Origin of the sequence: Streptosporangium sp. OZ121 (genome assembly GCF_051918885.1) — a bacterium.
Classification (GTDB): Bacteria; Actinomycetota; Actinomycetes; order Streptosporangiales; family Streptosporangiaceae; genus Streptosporangium.
Genome location: NZ_JBPXMC010000024.1, coordinates 23,244 through 42,017 on the forward strand (window position 1 = coordinate 23,244; position 18,774 = coordinate 42,017).

An 18,774-nucleotide genomic window follows, 5' to 3' on the forward strand; every position below is an offset into this window, starting at 1 on the left:
GTAGACGGCCGACCGGACGGACTCGGGGTCCGGGGAAAGCGGCAACAACGTACTCACCTGCCGCGTGGCGGCCGGTACGGATCGTGAGCGCGATGAATACTGGCAGTCATGCGTGTCGACTTCGATCCCGAGACCATGGGGGGAGCGGCCTTCTTCCGGTTCATGACCTCGGTCGTCGTTCCGCGTCCGATCGCGTGGGTCTCCACCGTCACCCCCGACGGAGCGGTGGAGAACCTCGCCCCGCACTCCTTCTTCAGCATCGCCAGCACCGATCCGCCGATCGTGCAGTTCACCTCGATCGGCCGCAAGGACTCCCTGCGCAACGTCGAGGACACCGGGGAGTTCGTCGTCAACTTCGCCTCCGAACCACTGCTGCACCTGATCCGCGACACCGCCACCGACTTCCCCCGGAGCGTCAGCGAGTTCGGCGTCGCGGGAATCGAGCGCGAGGCCAGCCGCCACGTGCGACCACCCAGGGTGGCCGCCTCCCCCGTCGTCCTGGAGTGCCGTTCACACACCACCCTGCGCATGGGCAACTCCACCCTGGTCTTCGGCAGGGTCTTCCTCGCGGCGGTGCACGAGGACTACCTCGTCGACGGCCGGCCCGACTCCAGGCGGCTGCGCCCGCTGACCAAGCTCGGTGGCGACGAGTGGGGAACGCTGGGCGACGTCCTGCACCTGAACCGCATCCCCTACGAGGAGCCGCACCACGGATGACTCCCCGAGCCCGGTCCCCCCGCCCCGGCCTCCGGTGACCTGGAGGACACCGGGAACGACCTGGAGAGCGCCGGGAAACCCGGAAGTCCCGGAGGCGGCGTGCGCCTCCGGGACCCAGGCCGTGCCGCTCAGCCGGCGTTCGCCCGGTCCCCCGCCGCGTTCACCGGACGGTAGCCGAGGACGACGAGGCCGGTGCCGAACGTCGTGTTGTCCACGAGCTCCAGGGTCGCCTTGACGTTCTCCCCGCGGAACAGCCGCTGCCCCTCGCCGAGGATGACCGGGGAGACCATGAGCCGGTACTCGTCGAGCAGGCCGTGCTCCATGAGCGTGTCCGTCAGCCGGCCGCAACCCCAGATCATGATGTTCCCGCCGGGCTGCTTCTTCAGCTCGGTCACCGTGGCGACGAGGTCGTCGCCGTGGACGATGGTCGAGGGCTCCCAGTCTGCCTTCTCCAGGGTCGAGGAGACCACGTACTTCTCGATGCGGTTCACGTGGTCGGCGTAGGGGTTGCTCATCCCGGGCCAGGCCTGGGCCATGCCCTCGTAGGTGACCCGTCCCAGCAGCAGGGCGTCGCAGCCGAGCGTGAGGTCCATGGCGTACGCCTCCGACTCCTCGTTCGAGTACGGCATGGACCACAGGTGGGGGTTGTCGATGAAGCCGTCGAGCGTGGTGTGGGTCATGGCGATGATCTTGCGCATGGTTTCCTCCGTGTCGTTCAGGTTGGGTAAGGGAAGGCACTCAGGTGACGTACGGGCTCCTGGCACGGGCGTCGCGCAGGGCGCGGGCCCACCAGGCCAGCCGATCGAGCGTGGTCCGCACCGCGGTGTTGCACTCCGCGCCGGCCCTGGGCCAGGTGCCGTCGGCGGCGAAGAGATCCCAGTAGCGGGGAAGGGTGACGGCGTCGCGGATGGCCACGGCGTGCAGTTCGGTGAAGACCTGGCGGAGCTGGTCGACCGCGTGCAGGCCGCCGGAGTCCCTGCCGTAGGCGACGAAGGCGACGGGCTTGGCCTGCCACTCCTCGTAGTACCAGTCGATGGCGGTCTTCAGCGGAGCCGGGAAGCTCCGGTTGTACTCGGGGGTGACCACGACGAAGGCGTCGGCGGCCGCCAGCCTCGGCGCCAGGGCGGCCACCTCGGCGGGGACGGGACCCTCCTGGTCGTTGAGGGTCTGCGGCAGGCCGGTCTCGGCCAGGTCGATCAGGTCGACGTCCAGATCGCCGCGCCTGCGGGCCCGGCCGGTGAACCAGCCCGCCACGGTGGGCCCGAACCGGCCGTCGCGGGTGCTCCCGATGATGACCGCCAGCCGCAGCCGGTCGTCCTGCGACATCTCCGTACCTCCCTCGCGTCCGTCCCCGGTTCGACGTGTCCCACGATGCCGCACCCCTCTTACGGAAAAGCTCCCGTCGTTTTACGGCCGGGCCTGGGAACGCGAGAATCCGCGGTAAGACGATGAGCGCGCGGCGTTATCGTGGCCTTCATGCGTTTCGGGGTGCTTGGGCCACTGGCCGTGTGGACGACCTCCGGCGAGCCGGTGGCGATCCCCGGGCTGAAGGTCCGCACCCTGCTGGCCGACCTCCTGGTGCACGAGGGGCGCCCGGTGCCCGCCGACCGGCTGATCGACGACCTGTGGGGCGACGATCCGCCCGGCAACCCGGCCGGCGCCCTGTCGGCCAAGGTCTCGCAGCTGCGCAGGGTGCTGGAGGACGCCGAACCCGGCTGCCGGGACCTGATCGTCCGCCATCCCGCGGGCTACGTGGTGAGGGCCGACACCGACGTCGCCGGTTTCCTGCGCCTCCTCGACGAGGCGGCCCTGACCGGGGACCCGTCGGTCAGGGCGGCGCTGCTGGCCGACGCGCTGGCGTCGTGGCGCGGTCCCGCGTTCGCCGACTTCGGTGACGAGCCGTTCGCGCGTCCCGCGATCGCGCGGCTGGAGGAGCGGTGGCTGACCGCGCAGGAGGACCGGGCGGAGGTACGGCTGGAGCTGGGCGAGCATGTCCTGCTCGCCGGGGAACTCGGCGACCTGCTCGCGGCGCATCCCCTCAGGGAGCGGCTGCGCGCCGCCCACATGCGTGCCCTGTACCGGTCCGGGCGGCAGAGCGAGGCGCTGGACAGCTACGAGGAACTTCGCGTGCTGCTCGCCGACGAGCTGGGCCTGGACCCGGGCGCCGACCTGGTCGCCCTGCACCGGGCCGTCCTCGCCCGGGACCCGGCGCTGGCCGCGCCCGGCGTTCTCCCCGACAGGCCCGGCGGCAACCTCCCGGCGCCCCTCACCGGCCTGATCGGCAGGGAGGAGGCCGTCGCCGGGATCCGCGCCCTGGTGGAGGCAGAGCGGTTGGTGACGCTCACCGGTCCCGGCGGCGTGGGCAAGACCCGGCTGGCGCTCGAGGTCGCCAGGCACCTGACCCGCCCTGAGGCGGCCCCCTCCGGCGCCGCCCCCCGCCCTTCCGCCGGTGCCTCCTCGGGCGGTGTCCCCTCGGGCAACGTCTCCTCCGGCGGCGTGCGTGACGGGGTCTGGCTGGTCGAGCTGGCCGCGCTCGACCGCCCCGGCGACGAGGACGCGGTCCACCGGCTGGCTGAGACGATCATGGCGGTGCTGGACGTCCAGGACACCGCGGGCGCCGCGGGGCCGGTGACCGCCGCCGACCGGCTCACCGAGGCACTGCGCCCCCGGCGGCTGCTGCTGGTGCTGGACAACTGCGAGCACGTCGTCGAGCCGGTCGCCGAGCTGGCCGGGCTGCTGCTGCGCGCCGCCCCGGGGCTGCGGATCCTCGCGACCAGCCAGGAGCCGCTCGCCCTGCCCGGCGAGGTGGTCTGGAGCGTCCCGCCGCTGGAGGTCCCCGGCCGGGCCGCCGACGACATTCCCGCGCTGGAGCGGACGGGTTCCGTACGGCTGTTCGTGGCACGCGCGTCCGCCGCGACCCAGGGGGCCCAGGGGGCCCAGGGTGCCCGGGGGGCCCGGGGGTTCGCCCTCGACGCGGACACCGCCCCGGCGGTCGCGGCGCTGTGCCGCAGGCTGGACGGCATCCCGCTGGCGCTGGAGCTGGCCGCGACGAGAGTGCCCGCCCTCGGGGTGCACGGTCTCGTCGCCCGCCTGGACGACCGGTTCCGGCTGCTGGCCACCGGGCACCGGGGCGTCCCGCCGCGCCAGCAGACCCTGACGGCGATGATCGACTGGAGCTGGGAGCTGCTGACCGACGCCGAGCGCGCCGTCCTGCGCCGCCTCGCCGTGCACGCCGACGGCTGCACTATGGAGGCCGCCGAGGCCGTCTGCGCGCAGGACGACGTTCCGGCCGCGGACGTGCTCGACCTGGTGGCGCGGCTGGTGAACCGGTCGCTGGTGGTCATGGTGGACGGCGCCGACGGGCCGAGATACCGGCTGCTGGAATCGGTGGCGGCGTACTGCGTCGAGCGTCTTCAGCGGTCCGGGGAGTACGAACGGGTGCGGCTGCGGCACCTGCGCCACTACACAGGCCTCGCCGAGCGAGCCGCGCCGCGCCTCTACGAGGCGGATCAGCGGCGCTGGCTGCGGCGCCTCGACGCCGACGCCGCAAACCTCCGCGCCGCGCTGAACGCGGCCGTCAGGAACGGCGACGCGGACGGCGCGCTGCGTCTCGCCGGCGCGATGGCCTGGTACTGGTTCCTGCGCGGCCGGCTGGCCGAGGCCCGCCGATCCCTGGCGGCGGCACTGGCCGTTCCCGGCGAACCACCGGTCGCCGTCCCCCGGGACCGCGAACCGGGTACGACCGGGAACCCCGAGCCGGACACCGCCGGCGGCTCCGGGGGCGTCTCGTTCGCCGCGCTCCGGGCCAGGGCCCTCACCTGGAAGACCGCGGTCGAGTTCCTCCAGGGCGAGGTGGAGGTCGCCGGCCGGGAGAAGCTTCGCCGGGCGGCCCTGGAGGCGTACGAGGACGCGGGCGATCCCGGCGGGCGAGCCAGGGCGTGGTGGATCCTCGCCTACGCGGGGCTCGACCTCGGCGACCTGTCCGCCGCCGCGGACCTGCTGGACCGGGCGCTCCCCTCCTTCGAGGCGCTCGGCGACCGGTGGGGGACGGCCGCGGCCCTCGCCCTCCGGGCCAAGCTCGCGCACGTACGCGGCGACATGGAGGGGCTCGAGCGCGACGGCGAGCGCAGCGCGCGGATCTTCGGCGAGCTCGGGGAGCGCTGGGGGCAACTGGAGGCCGGCGGCTGGCTCGGCGCGCTGGCCGAGATGACCGGTGACCTCGACCGGGCCGAACGGCTGCAGCGCGACGGCATGCGCCTGGCCGAGGAACTCGGGCTGTGGACGGAGTTCGCCGGGCGGCTGGGCTGGCTGGGCTGGATCGCGCTGCAGCGCGGCGACTACGCGCGGGCGGCGGAGTCGAGCGAGAGGTCGCTGCGGCTCTCCGTGGAGCAGGGCCACCAGGCGGGGCAGGTCTTCGCCCGGATGGGACTGGCCTTCGCCGCGCGCAGGGCCGGCCACCTCGACATCGCGGAGACCCACCTGCGCGAGGTGCTGGACCGCACCCCGCCCGGCTCCGAGGAGCCGCCGCCGTACCTGCCGATGATCGTGGCCGAGCTCGGCTTCGTCGCCGAACAGCGCGGCGACGCGGCGACGGCCCTCACCCTGCACCTCTCGGCCCTGGACCTCTCGGCCAGGCTCGGCGGGGCCCGGGAGATGACGGTCGCCGTGTACGGCCTGGCCGGAGCCCTGGCCGTCGCCGGACACCACGACCGCGCCGCCCGGCTCCTGGGCGCGGGCACCGTGGCCCGCGCGTCGAACCCCGTGCCCCCGGCCCCGTGGGAGGGCGGCGACGTCGACCGGATCACCTCGCGGATCCGTGACGCGCTGGGCGAGGAGCGCTTCGCCGCCGAACACGAACGCGGCACCGCGCTCACGCCCGATCAGATCAGGTCCACGGCCGTCATACCGGACACCGCCGCGTCCGCGCCGGACTGAACACGCCTCCCCGCCGGGCCGGGAGGAGGGGGCGCGCCGGGTCGGCGGTCACCGGACCCGGGAGGGCCGCCCCGGAGCACGCCGCCCCCCGGATCCGGTGACCGCCCAGCGCAGGTAAATCAATTTCCTGATGGATTATCAGGGCCGGCGATCCTGGCAGACTGTCCGGCATGAGGAAGAACGAGGAGAGCGGGGAAGACGTCCCCGCGCCCCGGGCACGCCGCAGGGGCCGCCCGCCCAGGGACCGCTCCGCGCCGTCCGCGCCGTCGACGCCCGACCGCATCCTCGCCGAGGCGACGGTCCTCTTCGCCCGGCACGGGGCCGGCGGCGTCTCCGTGCGCGACATCGCCGCCCGGGTCGGGATCGACGTCTCCAGCGTGCACCACCACTTCCCGTCGAAGGCGTCGCTGTACGACGCCTGCTTCGCGCGCGTCTTCGAGCTGGAGCAGGCGACGCTCACGCCGCCGGTGCGCGCCTTCCTCGCCGCCGTGCGCTCCGACCCCCCTGGCGACGTCGCAGGCGCGATGCACGCCCTGGTGGACGCGTTCGTCGACTTCCTCGACGAGCATCCCCAGACCACCTTCCTGTGGCTGCGGCGGTGGCTGGACCCCACTCTCCACCTGTCCCTGGACGAGGCGTACTCGCTGCCGATCTACGGCGAGATCGAGCGCGCCCTGCTGGAGGCGGCCACCCGCGGCCTCGTCGTCGAGCCGACGCCGCACATCACCGTGCGCAGCCTGGTCTGGGCGGCCCACGGCCACGTGACCGCGCTGAGCGCCCTGAGCTCCCACGGCGGCGACGCGGTGAGCGCGGACCGCGAGAGGCGTGAGTTCCGCGCCTACGCCCACCGCTTCGTCGACCGGCTCTACGCGACCCCTGGCGCGGGCGCCTCCGACGGCTAATAATTCCATCATCTGATGGAATATGGGAGGCAGCGGATGGGCGCAAGCGAAGCGGGCCGGGAAGCGGCCGTCGGCGGCGGCACCGTGGCGGGCCAGGGGGCGACCGCCGACCGCGAGGGCCCGGCGGACCGGAGCGCGGCCGACGCGGCCGGCGGCATGCCGGGCCGGAACGCGACCGACGCGGCAGGCGGTACACCGGATCGGAGCGCGGCCGACGCGGCAGGCGGAACGCCGGGTCGTGGTGGCGTGACCGCCGTCGTCGGCGGCGGCGCGGCGGGCATAGCCGCGGTCAAGGCCCTCGTCGAGGCCGGTCTGCCCGTCCTCGGCGTCGAGCGCGCCACCTCCCTCGGCGGCCTGTGGCGGCTGGACGCCGACACCGCGTCCTACGAGGGTCTCCGCCTCAACACGAGCAAGCCGCGCACGGAGTTCTCCGACTTCCCGATGCCCGCCGAGTGGCCCGACTACCCGGACCGCGCCCAGATGCTCGAATACCTGCGCTCCTACGCCGACCGCTTCGGGGTCGGCGAGCACTTCCGGTTCGGCACGACGCTCGAATCGGCGCGGCGCACCGGGGACGGCTGGGAGCTGGAGCTGACCGGCCCCGAGGGGCCCTACCGCGAGACGGTGGAGCACCTGGTGGTGGCCAACGGTCACAACCACGAGCCCCGGCTCCCCGAGCCGCCGTACCCGGGGACGTTCACCGGCACCGAGTCGCACGCGCACGACTACGTCACCCCCGCCGAGCTGGCCGGCAGGCGCGTGCTCGTCGTGGGCACCGGCAACTCCGCGATGGACATCGCCGCCGAGCTGGCCGGCCACGCGTCGGCCGTGCTGCTGTCGGCCAGGCGGGGTGTCTGGGTGCTGCCCAAGCGGCTGCTGGGCCGCCCCTCCGACCAGCTCAACGGCGCCCTCGCGGCCCTGCTGCCCTGGCGGGTGCGGCAGGTGGTCTCCCAGGCGGTGCTCAAGGTCGCCGACAGGAGACCCGCCGGGCCGCGCCTGCCCGCTCCCCGCGAGGGCGTGCTGCAGGACCACCCCACCCTGAGCGACTCCGTCCCCCGGCTGATCGCGGAGGGAAGGGTGCTCGCCCGCCAGGGCGTCGCGCGCCTGGACGGCCCGCGGGTCCACTTCGCCGACGGCCGGATGGACGAGGTCGACCACATCGTCTGGTGCACCGGCTACCGGGCCGTGACACCGTTCCTGGACGCCGCCACGATGCCCGACCCGGCGAGCGCGCTGCTCTACCGCCACGTCTTCCCCATCGGCGACGACTCGATCAGCTACGTCGGGCTGATGCAGTCGACCGGATCGGCGCTGCCCGTCGTCGAGGCGCAGAGCCGCCTCGTGGCCGCCGTACGCGCGGGAACCCACCGGCTGCCCGACCCTGAGCGCGCGCGGCGGATCGCCTCCGCCGAACTCGACGCCGCCCGCGACCGCTGGGGGCACCGCAGGCCCCACATGCGGATCGACGTCGACCAGTACCTCCGCGTCATGGACCGCGAGCTGCGCGCCGCCCCGTCCCGCGCGCTGGCCGGGCGCCGGATCCTGGTCACCGGCGCGGCGGGCACCTTCGGCAGGGCGATGAGCGCGCGGTTCACCGCCCAGGGCGCGCACGTGGTCGGCCTGGACATCGTGGACACAGCCCGCCCCGGCGACTCCGGCATCCCGATCATCGCGTGCGACATCACCTCCCAGGAGTCCGTCGACGCCGCGGTGGCCGAGGCCGCGGCCCTGCTCGGCGGCATCGACCTGCTGGTCAACAACGCGGGGCGCGGCGGGCCCGCCCCGGCCGAGCTCGCTCCCGGAGAGGAGGTCGAGGCGCAGCTGCGGCTGAACCTCCTCGGCGCCTGGCGCGTGACGGCGACGGTCATGCCCCACCTGGTGCGCGCCCGCGGGCGGGTGGTCTTCATCGCCTCGCGGATGGCGCTCCTGCCGCTGCCGCTGGCGGCGGCGTACGGCGTCTCCAAGCGCGCGCTCGCGGCCTACGCCGACGCGCTCCGGCTGGAGGTCGGCACGCACGTCGGCGTGACGACGGTCTACCCGAGCATGGTCCGCAGCCCGATCCACGACAGTACGCGGCAGGCGGGACTGTCCCTGGACGCGGTGTCCAGGCCGGAACCCGTGGAGGGCGTGGTCGACGCGATCGTCCGCGCCGTCACCGCCCGCCGCGCCCCGCGCGACGTGGCGACCACCGTCCGGGGACGCGTCGAGATGATGGTCGGCAGGCACGCCCCCTCCCTGGCCGACCGCCTCGTACGCCGCACCGTCGCGGCCCGCGTGGCGGCCGGCGACTTCGCGAACGCCCCCCTCGCGGCGGGGATGGTGAGCAGGCACCGGAGGTAGAGGACCGGCGCCCACCGGGCACGTCCGAGGGCACCCCGCCCGTTCGCCCCGGTCGGCCCCGCCCGGCCGGTGCGTCAGAACGGGCAGTTCGGGAGCACCCCGCCCGCTCTGACGCACCGGCCCCTGCCCGGCCGGTGCGTCAGAAGCCGGTGAGCGAGGGCATCCAGTCGGACGATCCACCGTGGAAAACCCCGCTGAGAACGGTCCGCAGCCGCTCCGTCTCGGCGGGCGTCAGGTTCAGGTCGACGGTGAGGACGGTCTCGGTCTCCATGTCGTCCGCCGCCCTGGGGGTGAGGTGCAGGACGAGGCGCCGGTCGTCGAGCACGCAGGCGGTGATGCCGCCCCCGGTGCCCCGCATGCCCTCGCGGGCCACCCAGTAAGGCTGCTCTCCCCCGCCTTGTCCGCCGAGGAAGAGGAGGTGGTCACCACCTCCACCGGTCTCCCCGTGCAGGAAGGCGGTGGGCCCTTCGCGCTCCTCGCCGAATCCGGAACCGCGGACGACCATGTGCTCGATCGGCGTGTAGGCCAGCTCCCCGGAGACGACCGGCTCGGGATCCGGTGGCACGCCTGAATCGCCGAAGTGAGGCCAGGAGTCCTCGGGCTCGCGGAGTCCCATCGGGACCGCGGTCGGGAGGGCGTCCCGCAGCCAGCCGGGAACGGTGTCGCGAGGAAACACCACCAGTTCTTCCAGCGGCGCGAGGTCGGGGATGTCCGTGCCGTCGGGGAAGGGAAACCTCTCGGCGTCCACGTGTCCCCGGTACGACCTGCTCCCCGGCGTGAAGCGCAGCTCGCAGGAGAACCACGTGCCCTCGCCGTCGCGGTAGGCCAGCTCGCGGAGTCGCCGGACCTGCTCCTCCAGCCCATGAACGCCGACCTCTGCCCCGTCGCAGTCCACGACGACGCGGGTGAATCCCCCGACCTGGCCGCAACGGACCGTGGCGTCGCTCCAGCCGGGAGGCGCGGCGGCACGGACCAGGTCGCCGATCGCCAGCCGCAGGCGGCGCTCCTCGTCGTACTTCGAGCGCATGGTCATCCTTCCTTCGCCGTCAACAGCCCGTGCAGGCGGCGCGCCTCGCGGAGCAGGCCGCTCGATCCCCTGCGCGCCGCCATGGCCTCGATCTCGGGGATCGCCCCGCGGGCGCGACACCACGCCGCCGTGGTGGCGGCCAGCTCCATGAACCCGGTCAGCCCGTGGCGCGGCCGGTCACCGGCCTGGGGCAGGAGCGCCGGCAACGCCGCGGCGACCGCCGTCCACACCTCCTCGTGGGCGCCCTGGCGGGCCGCGGACTCCAGGGCCACCGTCAGGTGGACGAGCTTGATCTGGTCGTATTCGACCAGCGCCGCAGCCTGCCCGCCGAGTTCGGCGGCCGGCAGGTCGCCGCGTCCCGCCATCTCCAGCAGGATCTCGACGGCCTCCGGCGTGTCCGGGTTTCCCAGCAGGCGGGCGAGGACGAGCGCCACGGCGGCTCCCGGTGGCCCGTCGAGCCGGGCGAGCTCGCGCAGCCGGCCCGGTCGTACCGCCATGTGGTGCCACTGGTCGTGCCGAAGCTGGCGTGACAGGTAGGCGGCGGCCACCTCGCGGTGGGACGGGAACATCGACGGCCACCAGGCCGGCTGGATCCCGTCGCCATACCGCGGGGAGTCGACGAACATCCGGTCGACGAGGGGCAGCCCGGTGGCCGGCGCGCGCAGCGACGGGACGGGCTTCGCCTCCCCGTACCCGTGTTCCGGGTGGGACCGGCCCATCTCCACCACCGGGTCCGCGAGCCCGGCACCGGACAGCCATCGGGCGACCAGGCGACCGGCCGCCGAGGAGAGCCGGCCGGCGCGTTCGGCCGCCTCCCCGTCCCGCTCTCTCGGCAGCCGCAGGAGCGCCTGCTGCAGGTCCGCGGCGAGCGGCTTCGCCCCGGCGGCCTCGATGACCTCCAGCCTCGTCACCAGCTCGGCCGCCTCCACGTGCCCGGTCGTGAGGGTGGGGGTGGCCAGCAGCAGGGGCGGGACGACGTCCTCCTCCACGGCCCTCTGGATCTCGGCGGCCCGGTGCAGCAGGAGCAGGCGTGGCGGAGGGAGGCGGCGGGTGTCGGGGAGCCTGCTCCTCCAGGAGCCGCGCTCCGGCGCGACGCCGGTGAGGGAACACGCGGCGCCGACCAACCACTGGTGGACCCGGTTCCAGTGATGCACTCCGTACAGGTGCCCGTACCCGCCCGGCAGGTCGGCGGCCATGCCCTCCCGGTTCCAGTGATGCACTCCGTACAGGTGCTCGGACCTGCCTGTCAGGTGGGGCTTGAACGCGGCGGCCGTGCCCTCCCGATCCTGATGCACGAGGGTGACGAAACCGGCGAGCAGCCGCTCCCACGCCTGCCAGTCGTCGGAGTCGTCCAGCAGGGGCACCATCTCGGCCACGGAACCGATCGGTTCCGGCATCCGCCGCGGGGCGTCGGGCCGAGGGAGCGCGGGCGGATCGAACCCGTCCCGCGGATCGGTCCCGGCCGGCTCCTCGCCGCCGAAGACCGCGAAGGCACGCCGTCCGAGGTCGGGCGGGAGCGTGCCGAGCGCGTCGCGGACGACGGCAAGGCCCTCGTCGTCCATCAGGTCCGCGTACTTGATCGCGAGCGCCAGCGCCCTTTCCTGCAGCTCGGCGGAGTCGGCGGCGAGCGCGAGCGCCAGCGGTCCGGCGATCGAGGTCGCGAGGCCGGGCGAGAGCCGTACCCGCTGGTCCAGCCAGGTGAGTCCGGCGCGGACGAGCTTGCGCTCGGGCCGGAAGAGCACTGCCTCCCATCCCTCCAGCAGGTCGAGGGGGTCGAGCCCGTCGAGCCCGCGCAGGTGCCGCAGCGCCAGCTCGGCGACCGGCCCCGGGGCCGCGGGCAGCAGCCGCAGGTAGTCACGGGCCTGCGGCTCGATCTCGTGCGGCACGGGCTCCAGGGCCTCGTGCAGGCGGACGAAGAACCGCAGCTCCGTCACCGAGCCCCCCAGCAGGAACCGCCTGACGCATCCCTGGAGCAGCTCCTGCCGTCTCGTCACGTCTCGGGCGGCCAGGGTGCGCAGGGCACCCAGCAGCGACCGGGCCGGGTCGCTCTCCCACTGCAAAACCCGCCCCACCCCCTGGGCCTCGAAGAGGCGGGGAAGCATGACGTCGAAGAGCGGGTCCTCGTGCGGAGCGGGCAGGGCGCCGGCCGCGCTCGCCCATCCGGCGACCACCGGATCGTGGTCCGGCACCTCGATCCCGGTCGCGCGGAGCAGGGCGAGCGCCAGCTCCAGGCCGCGGTCCTCCCACGTCCGGAGCCTCAGCACGAGCCGCCCCGCCAGGTCGGCCCGCCACTGCGCCGGCCGGGCCGCGAGAATCGTCATGATCCGCTCGGTGTCCTCGTACGGCGGGCTCCAGCGGGAGGTGAAGTCCCGGCGGTTCAGCCAGGTCACCACGGCGGCCGCCCCGGGAAGGACCCCGGCCCCGGCGGCGCGGAGCGCCTCGGCGTGGTCGTCGAGCCCCTCCCAGGATTCGCGCCGGCCGCGCAGCGTCTTCAGGTGTCCGGGAAGGCGGCGGGCGACCTCCTTGCGCGCCTCCTCGTCCAGCCCGGCGAGCCGGGCCGCGACGGCGTCGGCGTCCCGGCGGTCGATGAGCCCGCGGATCTCCTCCCAGGCGGTCATGCGCCGGCCTCTTCACGGTGGCCGGCCTCTTCACGGTGGCCGGTCTCTTCGCGGCGGGAGGTGGGAGGGAGTTCGCCGGGAACGGGGACCTTCGTCCCGGCCGGCGAGGCAGCGTTCGGGTGGGGGGTGGACATGCCGCGAACAGTAGTGATCCACTCCGACAATTCGGCCGCGGACCCGTCACGGGGCCGGGACCCGCGACGAGTCCATGGCCTTGTCCCAGGACCACGTACCCGTCACGGAGCCGGGACCTGCGACGAGTCCGTGGCCCTGTCGCGGAACCACGGACTCGTCACAGGGTCACGGGGGTGGGACCGGCCTGCAGCCGGTTGCCCGTGCGCCGCCAGCGGGCGAGCCCGCCGTCCAGCGGGCGCGCGTGAAAACCCCGCTCGCGCAGCAGCCGCACGGCCTCCGGAGAGACCGCGCAGTAGGGTCCGCCGCAGTAGGCCACGATCTCGGCGTCCCGGGGGAGCTCGTCGAGACGATCGCGCAGCTCGGCCAGGGGCACCGACAGCGCCCCCGGCACATGACCGCGGGCGTGGTCGGCCGCGGAACGGACGTCGACGATCACGACGCCGGATCCGGGGTCGGCGAGACGCGCGGCGAGCTCGCCGGCGGTCACCGGCTCCAGCGCCGCGGGGTCGCCGAGGTGTTCGGACACCGCCTCCCGCAGGTCGGCGAGCCTTTCCCCGGCGAAGTCCTGCAGCTCGCCCAGGAACCGGGAGACCCGCTCGTCGGCCAGCCGGTAGTAGATCCGCGTACCGTCCCTGCGGCTCGTCACCAGGTGGGCGGCGCGGAGCTGCTGCAGCTGGGCCGAGGTGTTCTTCAGCGGGACGCCGGCCGCCTCGGACAGCTGCTCGACGGTGCGTTCCCGCTGGTCGAGCATGTCGAGCAGCCTGAGCCGCACCGGGCTGGCCAGCGTCTTCCCGATCCGCGCCAGCTGCCGGTAGATCGGTTCCTCGCGAAACTCCGCCATGGCCGTCAGACCATGTACTGGTCGTGGCGAAGATAGAGATCCGTCCACTCCGCGTCGCTGAGCTCACGTCCCTCGGCCACGATCGCGCCGAGTTCCTCGAAGTACGCCTCGCGCGGTGCCCCGGGGGCGAAGAGCAGGAGCATCGAGGCCGGCTCGCCGGACTCGTTGCGGAAGCTGTGCACCCCGCCCGCCGGGACGTGCAGGAAGTCTCCCTCCGTCGCGTCGATCTGGCTCCGCCCGTCGAACAGCCGCACCGTCCCCGACAGGACGAAGAAGGACTCGGAGATCGTCCGGTGGAAGTGGGGCGCCGGACCGGACGGCTTCGGCCCCATCTCCCAGCGGTACAGGCCGAACTGCTCGTTCGTCGAGGCGCCGGTGCCCAGGTAGTGCACCGCCGTCCCGCCGATCATCAGATCCGGACCCGCGCTCGCCGGCCGGAAGATCCCGCTGCTCTCGCCCGCCTCGTCCAGGTAAAGCGCCTCTGGATACGACATCGCATACTCCATCCCTGTGAACCAATATTCCCAAGAACTATAGAATATAGGGATAAAGCGCGAAAGACACGACGCGAGCGACGGGATCCGTGACGCCACACGGGCTCGGTTGGCCCCCGCGTTGTCGGCGATGCTGTCACGATGGATCACGTGCGTGTCGAGGAGGGACCTTCCCTCAACGAGCTCCTGGCCACCGACCCGCACACACCGTCCCTGCGGAAAGGGATGGCCGGTACATGACACGGACGGCGAGGGCGGTCGGGAAAGAGCGACTCGACCCGGTCCGGTGATATGAGCGTGGGAGTTCATGGTGCGGACGCATTTCGATCCGGAGGAGGTCGAGGAGTTCGAGTCGGCGAAGGACCTGCTGATCCGCCGTTGCCTCGCCTGGGCGGGTGAGCACGGCGCGCGGGCCGACGAGGCGATGCTGGCGGCGGCCCTGAACGCGCGGCACCACAGCCGGGACGGGCGGCTGGCCTGCTGGGACGCGCGACAGGTGCGGCGTTTCCTCCTGGAATGGATTCCCCGGCACCTCGCGGCCGAGCGCGATGTCCTCGCCACCGCGCCGGAAAGCCTGCTGACGCTCGTGCGCTACCTCACCGCGTCCGGCCTGCGCGACCCTCGGGGCGCCTCCCTCGCGGAGCTGGAGGCGGCCGTGGCCGAGGCCGCGGCGGAGTATCCGGCGGCGCTGGCCGACCCGGCCCGGCAGGGCGTCGGGAAGTTCTGGACGCAGACCGCCCTCGACAACGGCGTCGTCCTCGACGACGAAAGGGCCGTGGCCGGATTCCGGCGCGATGTCGACGCGGGCCGGATACGGTTCGACGCCGACGTGCTCGACAGGCTTCTCGAGGCCGAGTTCGCCGGCGCGGGGCCCGACGACGAGCGGGCCTTCCCCCAGTGCCCCGTCGCCCTCCCCCCGGCCGCCGAGCTCGCCGCCGAGGCCGCCCGGAGCGAGATCGTACGGCAGCTGGCCGCCCTGCCCGACTGGGTGGGGAAGGACGGGCGGCCCCTCACCAAGACCGGGAACCTGCGGCTGGCCGACGCCCGCGAGCTGGCGGAGCTGCTGGGCACCGGGGAGCGGGACCTGCGGGTGCGCGGCTCCGCCGAGATGCCCCGGGTGAGCCTCCTGCTGGCGTGGGCGAAGAAGGCGGGCCTGGTGCGGGTGCGCAAGGAGCGCCTGGTCCCGGTGGCCAAGGCCGCCCCGCTCCTGCGTGACCCGGAGGCGCTGTGGCGGCGCGCGTTCGAGGCGGCCTTCGAGCTGGGCACCGCGATCTGCGCGCCCGCCTCCGGGTGGTCCGGCTCCTCGATGCTCGTCACGGCGTTCGACGAACTGCTGCCCGACGTGCTGAACACGCTGTACAGCCTGCCGGCCCCGATCCCCGTGGCCCGGCTGCAGGAGACCGTATGGCTGGCCTGCCAGGCGTACTTCCTCCTCGACCCCGAGGAGAACGGCGTCCGTCAGGACATCTGGCGCCGTCAGGTCGACGAGGACCTGCTCGCGGTGTTCGACGCCCTCTCCCGCCTCGGTGCCGTCGAGACGAGTCACGGCATGGCCGACGAGCTGTACTCCAGCGACCTGCGTCCCGGAGTCGTCGAGGGGATCGGCGAGCTCACCGAGGACGACCTGCCGCTGCCGCCCGAGGCGTGCGCCCGGCTCCTGTCGCGCCTGGCGGAGCCGGGCCCGCTGGTACGCCTGACGCCCCTGGGCACCCGAGCCGTACGGGAGCGGCTGCTCGCCGACGGGCGGGACGCCCCGCTGCTCGGGGAGCTGGCGGCCGCCGAGCCGGGCGAACTGCTGGGGGTGCTCGCCCAGCACTACACCCAGGAGACGGCCGCGGCCGAGCTCGAGGGCTGGCTGGCGGCGCACGGAGGTGACATCGAGCCGCTTCTGGACGCCGTACGCGCCTGCCCCTTCCGTACCCGCGCCTCCGCCATGCTCTCCACCCTGGTGGAGGCGCTCCCCGACGGCCGGTCGACGCAGGCGAGGCTCCGGCATGACCCGGCGCTGGGATCCCTCGTCCTGACCGCCCTCCTGGAGGCGGGAGAGCTGAGCCCCGAGGATCTCACCGCCGACGAGCACCCGCTGCTCCTCGCCGAGAGTTTGATCATCCTGCTGGAACTGGGCGGCCCCGAGGCCGTCGCGGAGCAGCTCCGCGAGTCGGCGGGCAGGAACGCGCCGGAGTTCGTCGCGGAGGTGCTGGACTCGGGGCATCCCGCGAGAGCGGCCCTGGAGGATCTGCGCGTGCTGGTGTACGAGCCGATGCTTGCCACGAGCGCCCGGCTCCGCCTCGTGCCCAGCCCGGCACCGGGCTCGCGCGGCCGTCCCAGTGGCCGCGGCAGGAAGCGCAGGCACTGACGCGGCCTCGCCGGTGCCACCGTCCACCGGGACGTTCGGTCCCCGGTCCACCTGACCACCGGTCCACCGGTCCACCGGTCCACGGGACGTTCCTCGACGGCGGTCGTCACGCCGTCGAGGGAACCAGCGCGATCCCGTGGTAGGCCGCACGGCGCGCGATCTCGAACCCGGCACGGGTGTAGATGCCGAGGGCCCCGGTCGGGTTGTCCGCGTCCACCCCCAGCCCCGCCGTGTCGTACCCCTGCGCGCGGAACTCGCCCAGCGCGTGCGCGAGCAGCGCGCTCGCCACCCCGCGCCCCCGCCACTCGCGCGGGGTGCCGATGATCTGGATCCACGCCTCGCGGACCCCGGTCGCCGCGGTGTCGGCCTCGAAGTAGTGGGTGAGCAGGATGCCCACGCACTCCCCCGACGCGTCCAGCGCGACGAAGGACCCCTCCGGCCGGAACGCCCGCACCCCGACGATGGTGCTCCGCCAGGACTCCGGGGTGTGCCGAACACTCCCCCAGTGGTCGACGAACGAGCGGTTGCGCACCTCCCTGGCGGCATCCTCCAGATCGTCCCGGTAGGTGATGACCTCCACCCCTTCCGGCGGCGAGACCTCCGGCAGTTCGGCGCCCAGGTCGAGGTTCATCTCGTAGAACCACCGGACCGGCTTCATCCCCGCCCTGGCGACCAGCGCCCGCAGGCCCTCGTTGCGACTGTCCACCTCGATGTGGAGTTCGAGCGGCTGCCCGGGAAAGCGGCGCTCGTGCAGCACCGGGGTGTTGCCGATCGCCCACTCCAGCAGACGGCCCCCCAGCCCCCTGCGCCGGTACTCCGGATGCACCCCGCCCCACAGGCTCATCCGATGGATCGGCTCGGCCGCGGACCGGGACATGGTCATCCCGTACGCGACCAGCCGGCCGGACTCCCACGCTCCCAGCGTGCCCTCGACGGGGTCGAGCAGCGGGTTGGCGAGATCCTCGGCGAGTGCCTCCGCGGTCTCCCTCCCCCCGACCTGGTCCACCTCGCCGATCGCCGCCAGCAACTCCGCCCACGCCCCGACGTCGTCCTTGGTCAGCGGAGCCCACTCGAAGGTCATGGTTGTCGAGCGTAGAAGCACGCCGCTTTCGCCGGCCACCCGTTTTCCCGCCGCCTGCGGGTAGGGTGCCGCCGTGGATCTGGACGTCATCCGGCGCGGCATCGACGCGCTCCGCGAGTACGACGCGGACCTCGACCTCTTCGGCGCCCGCGAGCACCGCTACCGGTTCGAGCCACCGCTCGACGAGGCCACGCTGGAGGACGTCGAGACGCGGATCGGGGTGCGCTTTCCCGCCGACTACCGCACGTTCCTGACCCGGCTCGGCAATGGCGGCGCCGGTCCGTACTACGGGGTGCACGGTGTGCGGCCGGACAGGTCCTGGAAACGGTTCGGCGCGTTCCCGTTCACGGAGGAGTGGGAGCCGCCCGCGGACGACGAGGGCTACGACGACGTCATGGAGGCCGCCTTCAAGGGGCTGCTGCCGGTCGCCGAGCACGGCTGCGGCTACCGCTCCCACCTGGTCGTCAACGGCTCCGCCGCGGGCCAGGTCTGGGGCGACTGGACATGCGTCGGCGAGGCGCTCGCCCCGCAGGCCGAGTCGTTCGGCGCGTGGTACCACGACTGGCTGGAGGTTTCGCTGCGCGAGGTGCTGAGCGAGCGGATCGAGGACACCGTGCGCGACGAGACCGGCTGGCGCGTCGACCGGCGGTTGCTCGGCCTCCTGCCGCCGCCGCTCGCCGACGGTGACGAGCGGCCGGAGGTGAAGGTCCTGCGGCTGGCCCGCCGGGCCTGCCTCGCCCTTTACGAACGCCGCGCCGGCGACGCCCGCGACCTCCTCGCCCAGGCCCGCGCGGCCGGCGCCGAGGGGGACCACGAAGCGGTGCGCCTCGCGCTCGCGGAGGCCGTGCTCCTGCGCGAGGAAGGCAGGATCACCGACGCCCTGACCACAGTGGAACACGCGATCCCGCGGAACGGCTGGTGGTACGACAGGTCGTGGCTGCACCGCCTGCGCGTCGAGTTGCTTCTGGCGCAGGGCCGGCTGGACGACGCGTACACGGCGACCGAGGAGCACATCGCGCGCTGTCCCGACGACGACTTCGGCTACGTACGCCGAGCTCTCCTTCGGGTGTTGACCGGTGACCCCTCGGCCGCCGAGGAGGTCCTGCGCGCCGACGCCCCGCTCGGGAGGGGAGTTCGGTCGGCAGGCCACCCACGTCCCGCCGACCGCGCCCCCGTCGCGCTACGGCTCCGCGCCCGGCGCCTGGCCTGGGAGTGCCGCCGCTGGGGACACGCCACCGACGCGCCCCGCTTCGACGCGATCGCCACCGCCTGACCGGGCTCCGACGACGGTCCCCGGCCGTGCGCCCCGTGATGTCATCCTCATCTTG

Annotated in this window: 13 protein-coding genes; 6 read left to right on the plus strand and 7 right to left on the minus strand. The window is 73.8% G+C overall.

The annotated features are described in order from the left end of the window. Positions 1–108: 108 nt before the first annotated feature. A complete protein-coding gene (locus ACTOQ1_RS31920) occupies positions 109–717 on the plus strand; it encodes a flavin reductase family protein (RefSeq protein ID WP_440071681.1) in 609 nt (202 codons plus the stop codon). Between the two features lie 128 nt (positions 718–845). Here ACTOQ1_RS31920 and ACTOQ1_RS31925 read toward each other — a convergent pair whose 3' ends face one another. Continuing rightward, on the minus strand, positions 846–1,415 hold the full coding sequence (locus tag ACTOQ1_RS31925; protein ID WP_440071682.1) for a dihydrofolate reductase family protein: 570 nt from the start codon (positions 1,413–1,415) through the stop codon (positions 846–848). 40 nt (positions 1,416–1,455) lie between these two features. Further along, a complete protein-coding gene (locus ACTOQ1_RS31930; RefSeq protein WP_440071683.1) occupies positions 1,456–2,043 on the minus strand; it encodes an NADPH-dependent FMN reductase in 588 nt (195 codons plus the stop codon). A 150-nt stretch (positions 2,044–2,193) separates the two neighbouring features. Here ACTOQ1_RS31930 and ACTOQ1_RS31935 point away from each other — a divergent pair, with 150 nt between their 5' ends. The 3 genes from ACTOQ1_RS31935 (at position 2,194) to ACTOQ1_RS31945 (ending at position 8,894) form a co-directional block, all read left to right on the plus strand. After that, entirely contained in the window at positions 2,194–5,652 is a 3,459-nt protein-coding gene (locus ACTOQ1_RS31935; protein ID WP_440071684.1) for a BTAD domain-containing putative transcriptional regulator, read from the plus strand. A 170-nt stretch (positions 5,653–5,822) separates the two neighbouring features. Continuing rightward, positions 5,823–6,554 carry a TetR/AcrR family transcriptional regulator gene (locus ACTOQ1_RS31940; RefSeq protein WP_440071685.1) on the plus strand — a complete coding sequence of 244 codons (732 nt, stop codon included), beginning with the start codon at positions 5,823–5,825 and terminating at the stop codon, positions 6,552–6,554. A gap of 36 nt (positions 6,555–6,590) precedes the next feature. Further along, positions 6,591–8,894, plus strand: coding sequence for an SDR family NAD(P)-dependent oxidoreductase (locus tag ACTOQ1_RS31945; protein WP_440071686.1), 2,304 nt, complete (start codon positions 6,591–6,593; stop codon positions 8,892–8,894). 139 nt (positions 8,895–9,033) lie between these two features. Here the strand turns inward: ACTOQ1_RS31945 and ACTOQ1_RS31950 are convergent, their stop codons facing one another. The 4 genes from ACTOQ1_RS31950 to ACTOQ1_RS31965 form a co-directional block, all read right to left on the minus strand. After that, positions 9,034–9,927, minus strand: a complete 894-nt coding sequence (locus tag ACTOQ1_RS31950) for a hypothetical protein (RefSeq protein WP_440071687.1) — start codon at positions 9,925–9,927, stop codon at positions 9,034–9,036. Then, the gene (locus tag ACTOQ1_RS31955) at positions 9,924–12,539 is read right to left on the minus strand and encodes a DUF7824 domain-containing protein (protein WP_440071688.1); all 2,616 of its coding nucleotides are present in this window, start codon (positions 12,537–12,539) and stop codon (positions 9,924–9,926) included. Before ACTOQ1_RS31955 ends, ACTOQ1_RS31950 begins: the two co-directional genes overlap by 4 nt. Before the next feature lie 292 nt (positions 12,540–12,831). After that, entirely contained in the window at positions 12,832–13,515 is a 684-nt protein-coding gene (locus ACTOQ1_RS31960; RefSeq protein WP_440071689.1) for an ArsR/SmtB family transcription factor, read from the minus strand. Between the two features lie 5 nt (positions 13,516–13,520). Then, on the minus strand, positions 13,521–14,009 hold the full coding sequence (locus tag ACTOQ1_RS31965; protein ID WP_440071690.1) for a cupin domain-containing protein: 489 nt from the start codon (positions 14,007–14,009) through the stop codon (positions 13,521–13,523). A gap of 307 nt (positions 14,010–14,316) precedes the next feature. Between ACTOQ1_RS31965 and ACTOQ1_RS31970 the strand changes: the two genes are divergently transcribed. Beyond that, positions 14,317–16,365: a hypothetical protein gene (locus ACTOQ1_RS31970; RefSeq protein ID WP_440071691.1), complete on the plus strand. Its 2,049-nt coding sequence runs from the start codon at positions 14,317–14,319 to the stop codon at positions 16,363–16,365. Between the two features lie 106 nt (positions 16,366–16,471). Here the strand turns inward: ACTOQ1_RS31970 and ACTOQ1_RS31975 are convergent, their stop codons facing one another. Continuing rightward, positions 16,472–17,446, minus strand: coding sequence for a GNAT family N-acetyltransferase (locus ACTOQ1_RS31975; protein ID WP_440071693.1), 975 nt, complete (start codon positions 17,444–17,446; stop codon positions 16,472–16,474). A gap of 73 nt (positions 17,447–17,519) precedes the next feature. On the opposite strand from ACTOQ1_RS31975, the gene ACTOQ1_RS31980 reads away from it, so the two are divergent. After that, positions 17,520–18,719 (plus strand): SMI1/KNR4 family protein, encoded by a 1,200-nt coding sequence (locus ACTOQ1_RS31980; protein ID WP_440071694.1) that lies wholly within the window; start codon positions 17,520–17,522, stop codon positions 18,717–18,719. The last annotated feature ends 55 nt before the right edge of the window (positions 18,720–18,774 follow it).

Coding starts and splice junctions, on each gene's coding strand:
- ACTOQ1_RS31940 (WP_440071685.1), top strand. CDS start 5,823: ATGAGGAAGAACGAGGAGAGCGGGGAAGACGTCCCCGCGCCCCGGGCA.
- ACTOQ1_RS31955 (WP_440071688.1), bottom strand. CDS start 12,539: ATGACCGCCTGGGAGGAGATCCGCGGGCTCATCGACCGCCGGGACGCC.
- ACTOQ1_RS31945 (WP_440071686.1), top strand. CDS start 6,591: ATGGGCGCAAGCGAAGCGGGCCGGGAAGCGGCCGTCGGCGGCGGCACC.
- ACTOQ1_RS31950 (WP_440071687.1), bottom strand. CDS start 9,927: ATGACCATGCGCTCGAAGTACGACGAGGAGCGCCGCCTGCGGCTGGCG.
- ACTOQ1_RS31930 (WP_440071683.1), bottom strand. CDS start 2,043: ATGTCGCAGGACGACCGGCTGCGGCTGGCGGTCATCATCGGGAGCACC.
- ACTOQ1_RS31935 (WP_440071684.1), top strand. CDS start 2,194: ATGCGTTTCGGGGTGCTTGGGCCACTGGCCGTGTGGACGACCTCCGGC.
- ACTOQ1_RS31925 (WP_440071682.1), bottom strand. CDS start 1,415: ATGCGCAAGATCATCGCCATGACCCACACCACGCTCGACGGCTTCATC.
- ACTOQ1_RS31965 (WP_440071690.1), bottom strand. CDS start 14,009: ATGTCGTATCCAGAGGCGCTTTACCTGGACGAGGCGGGCGAGAGCAGC.
- ACTOQ1_RS31960 (WP_440071689.1), bottom strand. CDS start 13,515: ATGGCGGAGTTTCGCGAGGAACCGATCTACCGGCAGCTGGCGCGGATC.
- ACTOQ1_RS31920 (WP_440071681.1), top strand. CDS start 109: ATGCGTGTCGACTTCGATCCCGAGACCATGGGGGGAGCGGCCTTCTTC.
- ACTOQ1_RS31970 (WP_440071691.1), top strand. CDS start 14,317: ATGGTGCGGACGCATTTCGATCCGGAGGAGGTCGAGGAGTTCGAGTCG.
- ACTOQ1_RS31975 (WP_440071693.1), bottom strand. CDS start 17,446: ATGACCTTCGAGTGGGCTCCGCTGACCAAGGACGACGTCGGGGCGTGG.